Annotated in this window: 14 protein-coding genes; 13 read left to right on the top strand and 1 reads right to left on the bottom strand. The window is 53.6% G+C overall.

All coding sequences use genetic code 11. The features are described 5' to 3' along the window. The first annotated feature begins 502 nt into the window (after positions 1-502). The 10 genes from HP566_RS01650 to puuE all read left to right on the top strand — a co-directional run bounded on the left by HP566_RS01650 (position 503) and on the right by puuE (position 11,046). Positions 503-1,492 (top strand): LysR family transcriptional regulator, encoded by a 990-nt coding sequence (locus tag HP566_RS01650; RefSeq protein WP_249975518.1) that lies wholly within the window; start codon positions 503-505, stop codon positions 1,490-1,492. A 17-nt stretch (positions 1,493-1,509) separates the two neighbouring features. Continuing rightward, positions 1,510-2,499, top strand: a complete 990-nt coding sequence (locus HP566_RS01645) for a TRAP transporter substrate-binding protein (RefSeq protein ID WP_249975517.1) — start codon at positions 1,510-1,512, stop codon at positions 2,497-2,499. Positions 2,500-2,571: 72 nt separating this feature from the next. After that, positions 2,572-3,135: a TRAP transporter small permease gene (locus tag HP566_RS01640; protein WP_249975516.1), complete on the top strand. Its 564-nt coding sequence runs from the start codon at positions 2,572-2,574 to the stop codon at positions 3,133-3,135. 29 nt (positions 3,136-3,164) lie between these two features. Beyond that, on the top strand, positions 3,165-4,469 hold the full coding sequence (locus tag HP566_RS01635) for a TRAP transporter large permease (protein ID WP_249975515.1): 1,305 nt from the start codon (positions 3,165-3,167) through the stop codon (positions 4,467-4,469). A gap of 365 nt (positions 4,470-4,834) precedes the next feature. Further along, on the top strand, positions 4,835-5,530 hold the full coding sequence (locus HP566_RS01630) for a cyclase family protein (RefSeq protein ID WP_249975514.1): 696 nt from the start codon (positions 4,835-4,837) through the stop codon (positions 5,528-5,530). 84 nt (positions 5,531-5,614) lie between these two features. Next, complete coding sequence (locus HP566_RS01625; RefSeq protein WP_249975513.1) at positions 5,615-6,664, top strand: TRAP transporter substrate-binding protein; 1,050 nt, start codon at positions 5,615-5,617, stop codon at positions 6,662-6,664. Positions 6,665-6,722: 58 nt separating this feature from the next. After that, a complete protein-coding gene (locus HP566_RS01620) occupies positions 6,723-7,340 on the top strand; it encodes a TRAP transporter small permease subunit (RefSeq protein ID WP_249975512.1) in 618 nt (205 codons plus the stop codon). Beyond that, on the top strand, positions 7,337-8,638 hold the full coding sequence (locus tag HP566_RS01615; RefSeq protein ID WP_249975511.1) for a TRAP transporter large permease: 1,302 nt from the start codon (positions 7,337-7,339) through the stop codon (positions 8,636-8,638). Before HP566_RS01620 ends, HP566_RS01615 begins: the two co-directional genes overlap by 4 nt. A 10-nt stretch (positions 8,639-8,648) precedes the next feature. Beyond that, positions 8,649-10,133, top strand: a complete 1,485-nt coding sequence (locus HP566_RS01610; RefSeq protein ID WP_249975510.1) for an amidase — start codon at positions 8,649-8,651, stop codon at positions 10,131-10,133. Further along, positions 10,111-11,046, top strand: coding sequence for an allantoinase PuuE (gene puuE / locus HP566_RS01605; protein ID WP_249975509.1), 936 nt, complete (start codon positions 10,111-10,113; stop codon positions 11,044-11,046). Before HP566_RS01610 ends, puuE begins: the two co-directional genes overlap by 23 nt. Before the next feature lie 21 nt (positions 11,047-11,067). Here puuE and HP566_RS01600 read toward each other — a convergent pair whose 3' ends face one another. Next, a complete protein-coding gene (locus HP566_RS01600) occupies positions 11,068-11,751 on the bottom strand; it encodes a GntR family transcriptional regulator (RefSeq protein ID WP_249975508.1) in 684 nt (227 codons plus the stop codon). A 361-nt stretch (positions 11,752-12,112) separates the two neighbouring features. On the opposite strand from HP566_RS01600, the gene HP566_RS01595 reads away from it, so the two are divergent. Genes HP566_RS01595 through HP566_RS01585 form a run of 3 tightly spaced genes read left to right on the top strand, consistent with a single transcriptional unit; the run spans position 12,113 to position 14,957 of the window. Further along, positions 12,113-13,114 (top strand): TRAP transporter substrate-binding protein, encoded by a 1,002-nt coding sequence (locus HP566_RS01595; RefSeq protein ID WP_249975507.1) that lies wholly within the window; start codon positions 12,113-12,115, stop codon positions 13,112-13,114. Positions 13,115-13,122: 8 nt separating this feature from the next. After that, positions 13,123-13,680, top strand: a complete 558-nt coding sequence (locus HP566_RS01590; RefSeq protein WP_249975506.1) for a TRAP transporter small permease — start codon at positions 13,123-13,125, stop codon at positions 13,678-13,680. Then, entirely contained in the window at positions 13,677-14,957 is a 1,281-nt protein-coding gene (locus HP566_RS01585; RefSeq protein WP_249975505.1) for a TRAP transporter large permease, read from the top strand. Before HP566_RS01590 ends, HP566_RS01585 begins: the two co-directional genes overlap by 4 nt. Positions 14,958-14,969 lie beyond the last annotated feature (12 nt).

Genomic DNA, 14,969 nt, shown 5'->3' with positions numbered 1-14,969 from the left:
ATTACTTAATTATTGGCGTAAAACCAATATATTGAGCTGGCTCGTTAAGTTCCAATCGTTTTTAGCGATATTTAGTATCGGCGCTTCCTATCATGCTGTTATTAAGTGGAAAAATAGTTGACCCTGTAGGTCGATACGATTATCAACTAATAAAACGACTCGATAAAAGATTACAAAAGAAACGCCCACGCCAGCCATGATCTGTCATAGAACCGTTGTAAATAACAAACGGCAATGAGTGAGCGATTTCAGAGGAGCGCATCATGTGGTCGCCAGCCATGCCATGGTACAGCCTGCCCGGGGAAGTGAGCGGTGTGGAGGTTATTTTTCTACGCGTATTCACACCAACAGCAGTATGCTGGCCTTAAAATTGCATTACTACGCAATGCCGCTGCCCAAAAAGGTGGGACATTGCGTCATGGATCGGCAGGACAGGCCGTGTTACCGGCGCCTATCCGACATCCTCGTTAATGCCACTGCAAACGCTGGTTAGGCAAACATTATGCTCGATTTTAAGGAACTCGAAGCCTTTGTGTGGGCAGTGCAGCTGGGCTCCTTCCGCAAGGCTGCTGTGCGCTTGCATATCACACAGCCATCTGTGTCTGAACGCATATCACGCTTGGAAACAACGGTAGGTGAGTTACTGCTGGAACGTTCGGCACGTCCTATTCAGCCCACCATGCGCGGTAGGGAGTTTTTTCTGCATGCCGAACGCATGCTGCACCAGCGCGATGAAGCCTTAAAGCTTTTCGATAGCAAAGAGGCATTTTCTGCACCACTGAGACTCGGGACCATTGAAACCATTGCCCATAGCTGGTTTCCGGTCTTTATGCAGCGACTGACCGAGCGCTATCCAAGATTGATTATTGAACTGACCGTTGACTACTCACCGGTGCTGAATGAACGGCTGATGAGTAATGAGCTGGATATTTTGCTGGCGATGAATGGTTACTTATCCCCAGAGCAAATTGAGGACGGCGCACTTAGCCCCTACGAAATGGGCATGTTTGTGGCGCCCCGGCATATGGAAATGCTAAAGGAAAGTGGTGATGCCTGGTGCCGGACACTGCCGTTTATCTCCTTTGGCAAGCAGGCGCGCCCGTACGAAGAACTGTTGCGCTATTTGGCAGGTCAGGGCGTAAAACAACCACGTATTCATAGCGTCAGTACGTTGATGACCATTGTGCGTATGACGATAGAAGGACTGGGCATTGGCGCGCTACCGGTGGCGACCGTGCTGGAGGAGTGGCGGCGTGGTGACCTATGCCGCCTGGCATTACCGGAGCCGTTACCGCCAATGCACTATGATGTGATTTGGCGCAGCGCCAATCACCCCCGTTTTTGCCGCAGTGTGGGGCGCCTTGCCCAGGAGTGTGCTTCACACTATGCCAATGCACGACTCGCTGAAATGACAGCTACCCATTTCACCGGGCGTTGGGTACAGCCCAATGCTGCTTTTTCCACCCCCCAAGCAACACCTCCATTACTATGAATAAGAGGGTTTTCTCAATGCGTACACGTATTATGACTCCATTACTTCTTGCGACTGCCTGTAGCCTTGCTGCCGCTGCAACAGCACACGCTGCTGAATGGACGATGGCAACTCCTTACGGCGATGCCAGCTTCCACACTCAAAACAACAGGCAGTTTGCCCAGGATGTTGCCGAGGCTACCAACGGTGAGTTGACCATTACCGTGCATAGCGGTGGTTCATTGGTATCTCATGGTGAAATTAAACCGTCAGTGCGTCGCGGTACGATTGATGCTGGCGAAGTGTTCCTGTCTATTCTCTCCAATGATGATCCGATTTTCGAGGTTGATACCCTGCCGGGCGTCGCTGGCAGCTACGATGATGCCTTTGCATTGTGGGAAGCGACAAAGCCGATGATCACGGAGCTATTTGCCTACGAAGGACTGATTCCGTTATATGCGATCGCCTGGCCTGCTCAGGGTATTTATACCGCAGAGCCTCTCACCGAAGCGGAGCAGTTCGAAGGGCTACGTGTACGTGCACCCAATATCAATACCCAGCGCTTTGTCAGTAACCTGGGAGGGAATCCGACGGAAACCGAAGAGTCCGATATCCCCACTGCCTTCAGCACTGGCCGTGTGGATGCCATGATTACCTCCAGCTCTACCGGGAACTCAATGGCCGCCTGGGATTACGTCTCTGACTACACCGATGCCAACCTGTGGCTGCCGAAGAACATTGTCTTCATCAGCCAGCGTAGCTTTGACCGTTTGGACGAAGCGACTCAAGAGGCATTAATGGAGGCTGCTGCACGTGCTGAAGAGCGTGGCTGGGAGATGAGCCGCGAGAACAATGATACCAGCATGGCAGCACTGGAAGAGCATGGTATTACTGTTTCCCAACCTAACGAAGCTGTTGCAGCTGCCTTGCAGGCAGCAGGTGATGAATTGTTCGCTGACTGGCAATCCCGTGCTGATGAAGAAGCGCTAGCAGCGATCGAAAACTACCGCGAACAGCTCAACAACTAAGCCCTTTCGTGACGTTTAAGGGGCGGCCGTGCTGTCGCCTCTTCCACCCACGCGCTCTGCGAGACTGCGAACATGACGTTTAAATTCGACAAACTCTACCGCCTTGGTGCTTGGGGGGCAGCGGCGTGCATGATCGCTATTTGTACGCTCATCGCACTGCAGGTCTCTTTTCGATTGATTGATGCACTGCTTATTTTGGTTGGGATGCGCCGCTTGGGTATCAGTATTACTGGCGTGTCTGAGATGGCCTCATATCTCCTGGTTGGCGCAACGTTTCTTGGTTTGGCCTACACCTTTGTGCATCACGCACATATCCGGGTGACACTGCTTATTTCACGGCTGCCGTCGGCTATACGCGTATGGTTTGAGGTTTTTGGCTTGATCATCGCATTGGCCATTAGCCTGTTATTGGGATACGGCTTAATCGAGTTGGCAAGGGAAAGCCTGCACTATAACGATGTATCGTCGGGGTTTCTTTCCATCCCGTTGTGGATTCCGCAGACCGTTCTGGCCACCAGCGTAGGATTGCTGTGCTTGGCGCTTTCTGAAGCCTTGTTCATAGCGCTGCGTATCGCCGCCCGTGATCCCTCAAGTTTTCGAGAGGTGACGGCGACTGATGACAGTGAAATGCACTGAGCCTAAGCCTTCTATTCTGGAGAACCTCCGTGTTACTACTCAGTTTGGTTACGATATTTACGTTATTGCTCCTGTTGGGCAGCGGGGTATGGATCGCCTTCGCACTCATTGGTACCGCATGGATTGCACTGGAGTTTTTTAGCCCCTTTTCCCCTGGACCGATTTTGGCTTCGGATTTCTGGGGGGCTAGCTACGGCTGGGACTTAACGGCGTTGCCGATGTTTATCTGGATGGGCGAGATTTTGTTTCGCTCCGGGCTTGCAGACAACATGTTTCGTGGTCTCTCTCCATGGTTAAACCGCCTGCCTGGACGTTTACTACATACCAATATTATTGGGAGCGGCATGTTTGCTGCTGTGTGTGGCTCCTCAGCAGCCACCTGTGCAACCGTAGGCAAAATGACCCTGCCAGAACTTGAGCGCCGTGGTTATGACAGCCATATGGCGATTGGTACGCTGGCCAGTGCATCGACGCTGGGGTTGCTGATTCCGCCCTCTATCGTATTGATTGTTTACGGTGTGGTAACGGAGCAGTCCATCTCGCGCCTGTTTATGGCGGGTATCGGGCCAGGATTGATGATCCTGGCGCTGTTTATGACCTATCTGGTGCTATGGGCGTTATTCAAAGGGAATCGGGAAGGGTTGACCGGTGTCGATGAATCGAGCATGGGATTCGTCGAAAAACTGCGTAATACCCTGGCATTGGTGCCGATTTTGTTGCTGATGGGCGGCATTATCGTGTCGATTTATGGTGGCCTGGCGTCGCCAACGGAAGCAGCGGCGGTGGGGGTTGTGCTCTCCATTCTGATTGCACGCTGGAGCGGTGGCTTTACCCTTGGCATGTTTAAGGCGTCACTGTTTGCCGCAATACGTACTGCCTGCATGATCGCCTTTATTATTGCGGGTGCCTCGTTTTTAACCTCCGCGATGGGATTTACCCAGGTACCCATGCAATTGGCCAGGGCGATTGGTGAAATGGGGCTGTCGCCCACCATGCTACTGGTTACCTTAACGTTACTGCTATTGTTAATGGGCTGCTTTCTGGACGGTATCTCGCTGATACTGCTGGTGACTGCGATTATCATGCCGGTGGTGAGCGCCGCTGGTTTTGATCTGATCTGGTTCGGTATCTACCTCGTCGTTGTGGTGGAGATGTCGCAGATTACCCCTCCGGTAGGCTTCAACCTGTTTGTTATTCAAGGGTTAACCGGTAAGGATATTCTGACCATTACCAAAGCTACCTTGCCGTTCTTCCTGCTTATGATGCTGGCCATTGCGCTGATGCATATTTTCCCCGAAATAGCGTTGTATCTACCCCAGGCGATGAACCGCTAAGCTTTCCCCCTGTAGGGCAGTGTCTGTCTTACAGGGGGCTTTTCAAGTCTTACCTCTCCTTCGGTTATCCCTCTTCATTAGAGTCGGCGCGCTCCTCTTCATCCTGGCTATGTCTGCCTGATTTTATGCACAAAACAGGAGCGCTTTCGCTTAACTGGCACAATAATTGTGCAATTTATTTTAAAATAAATTGTATGCAATATTGCATGTAAGTTTTTACTGTTGCGGCTGTGTTATTATAATATTTTGAAATTTAAAGTGTTTTTTGTTTTTTTGATATCTTTAATATGGTTGGCATGGAAAGTGCTGATAGCTGGCTATCTCTACCACTGAATCTCAGTCGTTGAATTAGCCAAGGTATTTACATGTCCAGCATTATTGATCTTACCCTGCCACTTCAGGATGGTTTGCCCGCCTTGGGCCGCCTCGCGCGTCCTGTTGTGATCCCGCATACCACCCATGAAGCCTCCAAAAAATTCCAGCAGGGGACGCCGGACGACCTATTAACATTCACGACCTTTTACATGGGGATGCTGGACCACACCGGTACCCATGTTGATGCGCTGTCACACAACAATCCTGAAGGCGCCACCATCGACGAAATGCCTGTGGAAATGTTTATGGGCAAGGCGGTATGCCTGGATTTACGTCACGTAGGCGATAGAGGCGATATCACCCGGGATGCATTGGAGGCGGCCGAACAGCAAGCCGGGGTAAAGGTGGATGGGCATATCGTTTTGATGTGTACCGGCTTAAATGCCCGTCATTGGCCTAACGACACAATCTGTACGAACAATGCCCAAGTCACTGCGGATGCGACTTTCTGGCTATATGAGAGGGGCTCAATGGTGCATGGCGTGGAGGGACCCTCCACCGACCGTGTGGATGAAAATATCTTTGAGAACCATCGGGTCTGTCGTGACCTGGGCATGGTGCACTACGAGTGGCTTTGGAACCTTGAGGCGCTGATCGGTAAAGGTGAATTTACCTTTCAGGGTATTCCTCTGCGTATCAAAGGAGGCTCGGCATCGCCTGTCAGAGCCTTGGCATTTCTTGAATAACTTCCTTGTATCCACCGCGATGGGCAGGGGAGTCTCTTCCCGCCAGCGCATGCAGTCATACGTTAAAACCTGAAGGGGATCGTCATGAGAAAACGTCATCTGGCTCTGGCTGTTGGTTTCTCCATTGCAGCACTGTCGTCAAGCTCTCTCTACGCCGAGCAGTTCAGTTTGAATGCGATTGGCATCGTTTCTACCCATCAACACCACACAGCGCTGGAGCGTGATTTCTACGCTACCCTTGGTGAGCGAACGGGGCTGGACATCCGGGTCAACTTCAATCCGCTGGATGTAGTAGGTGTCAATATGCAAGACACCATGCGCATGGTCAGTAGCGGTAGTTTCGATGTTGTCGAAACGACGATTGGCTCTGCATCGCGTGATGACCCCTTCCTCGAAGGCCTTGATCTGATAGGCGTGTCGCCGGATATCGACACGTTGCAAACCACTGTTGACGCCTATCGTGACGTGTTTAGCGACCGAGTGGCTGATCGCTTTAATGCTCGTGTCATGGGGCTATGGCCATTTGGTCCTCAGGTGTTTTTCTGCTCTGGTGATGTCGCAAGCCTGGCTGATTTGCGCGGCAAGCGTGTCCGTTCCTTTACCCCCAGCATGTCTGCCCTGCTGGAATATTTGGGTGCGACCCCCATCACGCTACAGTTTGCGGAGGTCTATCCCGCTTTACAGCGTGGTGTCGCGGAGTGTGGGGTGACATCACCCACCTCGGGTAATACCGGTAACTGGCCGGAAGTCACTGACTCCTTATTGACGCTTGGCGTGAGCTGGTCGGTGCAGGCACACATGATGAACCTGGATACCTGGAACGCCATGTCGACAGAGGCGCAGGAAGCCATCGCTGAGGCGTATGCGGACCTGGAAAGTCAGTACTGGGATATGGCCAGAACGCTCACCCAGGATGCGGTGAATTGCTCGACCGGTAGTGACAGCTGTGAAGACTACAACCGTTTCGATATGACCCTGGTGGAGCCCAGTGCAGAGGATGTGGAGCTGCTTAATGCAGCGGTGTCCGAAGTCATACTACCCACCTGGTCCGAAACGTGTAATGCCAACTACTCAGAGTGTTCTGCACTCTGGAATAGCACCATCGGTGAAGCCCGTGGTTTAGCCATCGAGTGATAATCCCAGCCGGACGGGTATTGAGTGCCCGTCCGACGTCTATAAGGAGACGTTGCTGATGCGATCAATCAGGTTCTTTCCGGGGCTGGAGCGGCTGGTCAACAGCGCCGCCATTATGTGTGGCTATGCCTGCCTCGGGCTCTGTTTGTTAATTGGTTACGAGATCTTGGCTCGCCGGTTACTGGGCCACTCGGTTCAGGGAGTGGATGAACTCGGAGGCTATATTTTGGCGATCACGTCTGCTGTTGGCTTTTCTGCCGCGCTGATGCATCGGATGCACACGCGTATAGAGCTTGGGCTCAGTCGTTTCCCCGTAGCCATTCAGGCGTGCCTGAATGGGGTGGCGATACTGTTATTGGCGGGCTTTACCGTGTTTATGTTGCTGCAGGTATGGGGCACATGGCAATCGAGCATTGCCTATGGAAGTCGTGCCAGCACGCCACTGCAAACCCCTTTATGGATTCCCCAGGGATTGTGGATGTTGGGTGTGGCGCTTTTTGCATTCGTTGCCACTGCCATGCTGATACATAGCCTGTGGTTACTGGTAAGAGCTAACTACCAGACGCTCAATGATTGCTATGGTCCTCCCTCTTTACAAGATGAGGTTGAGAAGAGCCTGGCAGAGGCTGAAAGCCAACTGGAGAGTCAGTCTGACGGCAAAGGGGACCGACTATGATCGACATTACCGGTGCCCTGATTGGCTTTGCCATTATGCTGGGGCTGATGATTCTTGGCGTGCATGTGGCCGTCGCTATTTTTCTGGCGAGTGCGCTTGGCACCCTGGTTTATTTGTCGCCTGCCATGTTGGGGACCTTTGGTACTCAACTTTGGGCAGTCATGAACGATTTTCTGTTAACCGCTATACCGCTCTTTATTCTGCTGGGTGAGCTGCTACTGCGCTGCGGCGTCACTCAACGGATGTATACCGGGTTATCGGTGCTGTTGGGCCGTTTGCCCGGCGGGCTACTGCATACCAATATTGGTGCAAGCGGTTTGTTTGCAGCGGTTTCCGGGTCATCGGTCGCGACTGCAGCCACCATCGCGACCGTCGCGCTGCCTGAGTTTAAAGAGCGGGGGTTTAATGAACGTCTGGTACTGGGGTCGATTGCGGCCGGGGCCACTTTGGGGATTTTGATTCCCCCCAGTGTGAACCTGATTATTTATGGAGCGCTGACCGGCACCTCCGTTGGGCGACTGTTTGCCGCAGGATTGGTGCCTGGCTTGCTGCTCGTTACGCTATTCATGCTGGCTATTGCCATCATCTGCACGCTGTTTCCCAACCTGGCCGGAACCATTCAGGAGAAGGCCTCCTTAAAGGTTAAATTGACCAGTCTAAAACATCTCATTCCCCCACTATTGGTATTCGGGGTGGTAATGGGGAGTATCTATCTGGGCTGGGCGACTCCAACCGAAGCGGCAGCGCTGGGTGTGTTAATGGCCCTTGGATTGGCGGTCTGGAATCGTGCGTTGAGTGTCACGATGCTCCATGAGGCGTTTCTCTCTACCGTACGCACAACGGCGATGATTCTGCTGATTATCGTAGCGGCCTTTTTTCTGAAGTTTGTTGTTGGGGTACTTGGCGTTCCCCAGGCACTAACGAGCTTCGTGGCGTCCATGGAATTGAGTGTGCTGGGCTTTTTACTAGTGCTGGTGGTGTTTTACCTCATTCTGGGGTGCTTTATTGAAACGCTATCCATGATGGTCGGCACCATCCCCATCGTGTTTCCTATCGTGATGTTCATGGGGATCGACCCGGTGTGGTTTGGGATCTTTCTGGTCTTGATGATGGAACTGGCGCTGATCACACCGCCCATTGGCATGAACCTTTTTGTGGTACAGGGTGTGCGTCGTTCAGGTTCGGTTATCGATGTTTACTGGGGCATTATTCCGTTTGTCGCTGTTTTGCTGTTTGCCACAGCACTGATTATCGCGTTCCCAGGCATTGTAACGTGGCTGCCTTACCGGTTGCTATAAGGGGCTGATCGTGAAAGACGCGCTGAACGACATGCTGCACCAGCCAGCGAGTGAGTTGCGCGGCCAACTGGCGGAGGGCCGCATAACATCCCTGGCACTTGTGGAAGCCTCACTAGAGCGCATTGCCGCGCTGAATGATTCGCTGCAGGCATTTATCTGCGTGGATGCAGAAGGCGCCCGAGCCGCTGCCGAAGCGCGTGATCGAGAACAGCGTGCGGGCCACACTCTGGGTGCTTTACATGGGCTACCGGTAGCTGTCAAAGATGTGACCGACGCTGTCGGCCTGCCCACCACCAAAGGCTCACGTTTGTTTGCGTACAACCGGCCTGAGCGGGATGAGCTGTCCGTAGCGCGGCTAAAGGCGGCGGGTGCCATTGTACTGGGTAAGACCAACACGCCGGAATTTGCTTTCGGCGCTGTTTGCACCAATCACCTCTGTGGTCCGACCGCCAACCCATGGGATCTGGCCCTCAGCTCTGGAGGGTCAAGTGGTGGTTCAGCCGTTGCGGTGGCTACCGGCATGGTGCCTTTGGCGCAAGGCACTGACTTTGGAGGCTCAGTACGAACGCCTGCCGCCTTTTGCGGTTGCGTGGGACTGCGGCCAACCCCTGGCACTATCGCCGAGCCATGCCGCCCTCGTGGGTGGAGCATGCTGTCCACTCAGGGCGTACTGGCGCGCAACGTGCGGGATGCTGCGCTAATGATGAGCGTGATGCAGGGTCCCCATGCGGATGATCCCAGTTCATCGCGCACCATGACGGACGCGTATTCGCAAATAGAGGCTAGCACCGGGGCCTTGGGTGCTTCAGGCGTGGTGCGGGTTGCTGCATCCTTGACGCTTGGAGGGGCATATCACGTCGCCAACCCAATAGGCACGGCTTTCTCCGAGGCGGTGGAGCGGGTCGCCATGCTGCTTGGACGTGTAGAGTGGCGGCATCCGGATGTGTCAGAGGGAGTGGCCGCGTTCAAGACACTGCGAGCCGCTGAGTCATGGGCGACCTTTGGTGCGCTGGTCAACGCTCAGGAGCAGCATCTCTCTGCTTCTTTTGCCTGGAACGTACGGCAGGGGGAGAGCATCAGCGCATCACAGTATCTACACGCTGAAAACACCCGTACAACGCTGTACCGCCGCTTTCAGGCATTCTTTTCACAGGTTGACCTGCTTGTGCTACCGGCAACCAGTGTGATGCCGTTTCCAAATACACAAGATGATGTATGGGAGATAGATGGGCACGCCTGTGAGTCGATCATCGATTACCTGGCATGCACATTTCTGGTTTCGTTGGTGGGGTTTCCCACGGTTTGTTTGCCAGTGCCGCGTGAACCTGGGGAGCCTCCCGTGGGCATTCAACTGGTCGCTAAGCCGGGTAAAGAACATCTGCTCCTGCAGGCGGCCATGCAACTGGAAGCAGGCGGGTTTCACCATCAGTGGCCCCCTTGTGTGTCGAAGCCATTAACCGAAAGAGGCCCTTATGCCATCGGCGATTCATCTTGATATGGCGGAGCGTCTGCTTGATCTGCAAGGCTATGGTGAGCGGCCGCCCCAGGCTAACTGGCCGGGTAATGCCCGCATCGCCCTATCCATCGTACTAAATGTAGAAGAAGGCGCAGAATCGCACCTGCTGGATGGCGACAGCCGTGCGGAAAGCCTGAATAGTGACATGCGATGCCAGCCCTGGCTTAACCGCCGTAATCTTAATATGGAATCCCATTACGAATATGGCAGTCGGGTTGGGGTCTGGAGGCTGTTGGAGCTCTTCAAGCGGCGTGGCTTACCTCTTACGATATTCGCGGTTGCCCAGGCAATGGAACGACTGCCAGAGGTGGCAAGGCGGCTGGTGCACGATGGTCACGAAATCGCCGCTCACGGCTGGCGCTGGATCGACTATAAAGAGATCACTCCCGAGCAGGAGGTGGATGATATCCGGCGCACGATTGCCACGCTAACCCGGTTAACCGGGCAGCGCCCGCTGGGGTGGTATACCGGTCGCATTAGTGAGATGACCCGGCGGTTAATCATTGCCGAGGGCGGCTTCCTATATGATTCGGATGCCTATAATGATGATTTGCCTTACTGGGTGAAGCACCCAGAGGGCACCCATCTCGTATTACCCTATGCGTTTGATACCAACGATATGCGCTATGCCGAGGCGCCTGGATTTAATACGTCACGGCAGTGGCTCGACTATATGGTGGATACCTTTGATGCGCTCTATCGGGAAGGGGAGCACCAGCCGCGGATGATGTCGGTAGGCCTGCACTGCCGCCTGGCAGGTCGGCCGGGTAGGGCGCAGGCGCTGGAGCGTTTTCTTGACCATGTGGCGAACCACAAGCGAGTTTGGGTGGCACGGCGCAGTGATATTGCCAGACACTGGCACCGTTACCACTCGCCCGACGCCAACCCTTGATGCCAATAATGTTCCAAGAGATCAGCCAAACAGGGTTTCCCAATGAATGTCCCGGGCTTCAGGGTCCCCAAGGTGCAGGGCATCCTGGATGTGATTCAGGTGATGGAGCATCAGGTGAATGGCACCTTCGATATCTTTATTGACGATGGCCTCCACAATGCGTGCATGCTCATCCTCAGGGCAGGCAGGCATTTGCGGGGCATCGTAAAGGGCAATGATCAAACAGGTGAGCGGACATAGCTCGGACATTAATTTCTGGATAAACATATTGCCGCCAAGCTCTGCCAGCAGCATGTGAAACCTGCCGGTTAAGCTGATGATCAGACGGCGGTTACCCTCCTCCCTGGCGCGATCCTCCTCCTCTAAATGCGCTTTGAGTTTATCCAGGTCAGCAGGCGTTGCACGGGCGATCACCTGACGGATGATTTCCGGCTCAATCAAGCGTCTGGTTTCCATGAGATCCAGTGCTTCCTGGCGGGTAGGGCGGGTCACATAGGCACCCCGGTTGGGATGCAGAGTGACCAACCCTTCTTTGGAGAGCGAGGTAAGCGCTTGCCGAACCTTGGTACGGCTGACATTAAAGGTCTGGGCGAGGCGGTCTTCCCCTAGTTTTACCCCAGGCGGTAGCCGATGCTCCATGATGGCATCGGTAATCCGCTCAGCGATCTGCTCAATGGCGGGTTTAGTAGTCAGAGATGCATCCATGGTCATCATATCCTGTCAAAAACTGAGTCCAGTATGCCGCAAGGTGAAGAGAGTCAGTAGTGCTACTTGAAAAACGTTGTGAGCCCAGCCGCTGTGCACTCTGTTAGTGCAGCGAGGGCTATTTTGGTGCTAAATAAACGGCTTATTTTGTCTCATTGATTGTATGCAATGTTATACACAAGATTTATATATATTTTATGTACTTTTTTTAATTCTATTATAAATCATTGCGTTGTGGTGATTTTACGAAGATTTTTTTAACAGTTTTGACATCCATGGCATGGGGCTTGCTATTTCCCTTTGAGTATTCGCCCGTTTCCGCAGGCGATGGTTACTTCATAAAACTGCTGGAGTCTCCCCCATGATCTCTAAAGCAACTGTTTTAACGCTGGCGTCCCTGCTGGTGGCTACGACACTGTTTTCATCAACACTGCAGGCGGCTGAGCGGCTGCGTGTGGCGGGCAATTTTCCTGCCGACCACTCTGTTTCCCGTGCCATGGAAGTGTTCAAGGAGCAGGTGGAGCGGGAGTCGGATGGCGAGCTGCAAATCGATCTGTTTCCTGCGATGCAGTTAGGCGGTGCGACCGAGAACGTTGACCAGGTGCGTTCCGGGACGATTTTTGCGGTATTCACCTCGATTGCCTATTTCACACGCTCTATACCCGAGTATGAAGCGGTGAGCCTACCCTTTCTGTTTGATAACCGTGAACAGGCATTTGCCGTTATGGATGGACCCGTTGGCGAGCAGTTGGATGCCAAAATGGACACGTTAGGGTTTGTGAACCTTGGTTACGGTGAACTGGGCTTCCGTCATGTCACCAATAGCCTGCGCCCAATTACGTCGGTTGAGGATTTTGCGGGCATGCGTATTCGCCTGCAACCTAACGAAGTGCACTTGCAGACGTTCCGGGCACTAGGTGCCAATCCGGTTTCCATGGATGTATCAGAGCTTTATTCAGCGCTGCAGCAAGGTGTCCTGGATGGTCAGGAAAACCCCTACAACATCATCGCCAGCCGCCGCTTCAATGAAGTTCAGGAGTACTTGTCGGATAGTGGCCACTTCTATGACTTTATCAATGCGGTGGCCAATAAACGCAGTTATGAGCGCCTTTCAGAAGAGCATCGCGCCATCATCGATACCGCCATGGCAGATGCAATGATCTGGCAACGTGAAGCCGCCGCGGCGGAAGAGGAAGAGTGGCGCGAGCAGTTGGTGGCGGCAGGTATGGAGTTCACGCCAATTTCGGCCGAGTTACGAGCTGAGTTGCGTGATGCGACGCGGGAAGTGACCACCAGCCTCAAAGAGCGTGTGGACCCTGCGTTTATTGAGCTGGTTATCCAGGAAGCTGAAGCAGCACTGTGAGACCGTCCATGACAAACACTTCTGCACCAACTCAAGATTTGACCAAGCGGGGGCCTGAGCCTCCGCATTCAGGCGCTGTTTTTCAGCGTGCGAAATGGGTCGTTGAGCGTTTGGACGTCGTTACCTACTGGGGCATTGTTGCTGTCATGGCACTAATGGTGACCATCGTCGCGCTTCAGGTGTTCTGGCGCTATGTGCTTGGCTCCTCTATTGATGCTGCCGATGAACTCTCGCGCTTGTGTTTTGTGTGGGCGATTTTTTTGGCTATTCCCCATGGTGTGAAACACGGGGTACATGTTGGCATTGATCTGTTTGTCATGATGATGCCCGTTTGGTTGAAGGAGATTCTGTTTCGTCTGATGGCAGGAGTTTCCACGCTTCTGATGCTGATGGTGATGATCGGCGCATGGGTCGCGACAGTCGATCGCTGGCCTGAGCTGATGCCGACACTACCTATGACCTCTGCCGTCTACTACATCGCTGTACTGATTTGCGGCGCCCACGCCTTTTTACACTTGGCACTGCTGGCATGGGGTGGACCGCGTACATGGGAGGGGCTGGCATGACGTGGATGGCAATTGGCTTGTTCCTGGGGCTGGCTTTTTTCGGTATGCCGTTGGCATTTGCGCTTGGTTTTGGCTCGCTAGCCGGCCTGTGGATGCTCGATTTTGAACTGGTAGTCATGCCACAGCGCATGATGCACGCGGTCAATAGCTTCCCTTTAATGGCGATTCCGCTCTTTATGCTGGCCGGTGAGTTGATGGTGCGGGCAGGTATTATGGATCGTCTGATCGCCTTCGCGAATAGCCTGGTGGGACGAATGCACGGCGGTTTGGCCCATGTAACGATTACCTCCGGAACTATTTTTGCCTCCGTTAGTGGTGCCGCGGTTGCAAGTGCCAGCGCCATGGGCAGCACCTTGGTTCCCTCGCTGCGCAAGTACTATCCTGATGCATACTCAGGCGCTGTTATTGCATCGGCGGCGAATCTGGGGCCGGTAATCCCACCTAGCAATGCCATGATCGTATATGCGCTGATGGCGGGCTCTTCAGTATCGGTAGGGGGGCTTTTTATTGCCGGTATTCTGCCCGGTATTCTACTGGCTATCGGCTTTATGGTGATTGCCAGCTGGATCTCCTGGAAACGTGGTTATCCCCTGACCGGAGAGCGCTTAAACCTGGTCAATGTGCTTCACCAGGGACGGCGCGCCATGGTCATTATCATGATGCCGGTGATTGTGGTGGGCGGTATTGTCGGCGGTATCTTTACCGCCACGGAAGGGGCTGCCATCGCCGTGGTGTATTCAGCGCTGATCGGCTTTGTGGTCACCCGTCGATTAAAGCTTGCCGACTTGCCGGGCTGCCTCTATCGAGCCGCGGTTACCTCGGCCATGGTGGGCGCGCTGATTGCTTTCGCCTCTGTACTGACGTTCATCTTCACCATCGAGATGGTGCCGATGATGCTGTCCTCTTTCATTCAGGGGCTGACCAGCGACCCGATGATGTTCATTTTGCTGACCATGGCGCTGCTGGTCGTGGTGGGCATGCTGATTGAATCAAACGCCGCTTACATCATGCTGGTGCCGCTGTTTGCCCCTGTTGCGCTCACCTATGGCATTGACCCGCTCTATTTCGGCTTTCTGTTCATGTACAACCTGGTTGTCGGCATGATGACACCACCAGTGGGGGTACTCTATTTCGTTATAAGTGGCATCACCAAGGTCCCCATGATGCAGCTTGTGAAAGAGTCACTACCATTTGTGGCCTTTCAGTTTGCTGTGCTTGGTCTGTGTATTTTTGTTCCATCGCTCGTCACCGCGCTACCACGCGCTCTTGGCTATTAAATGACACTGGAG

The organism is Vreelandella olivaria, from assembly GCF_023507745.1.
Taxonomy (GTDB): domain Bacteria; phylum Pseudomonadota; class Gammaproteobacteria; order Pseudomonadales; family Halomonadaceae; genus Vreelandella; species Vreelandella olivaria_A.
Note: the sequence above shows the minus strand (reverse complement) of the source record. Positions and strands in the feature narration are given on the sequence as shown.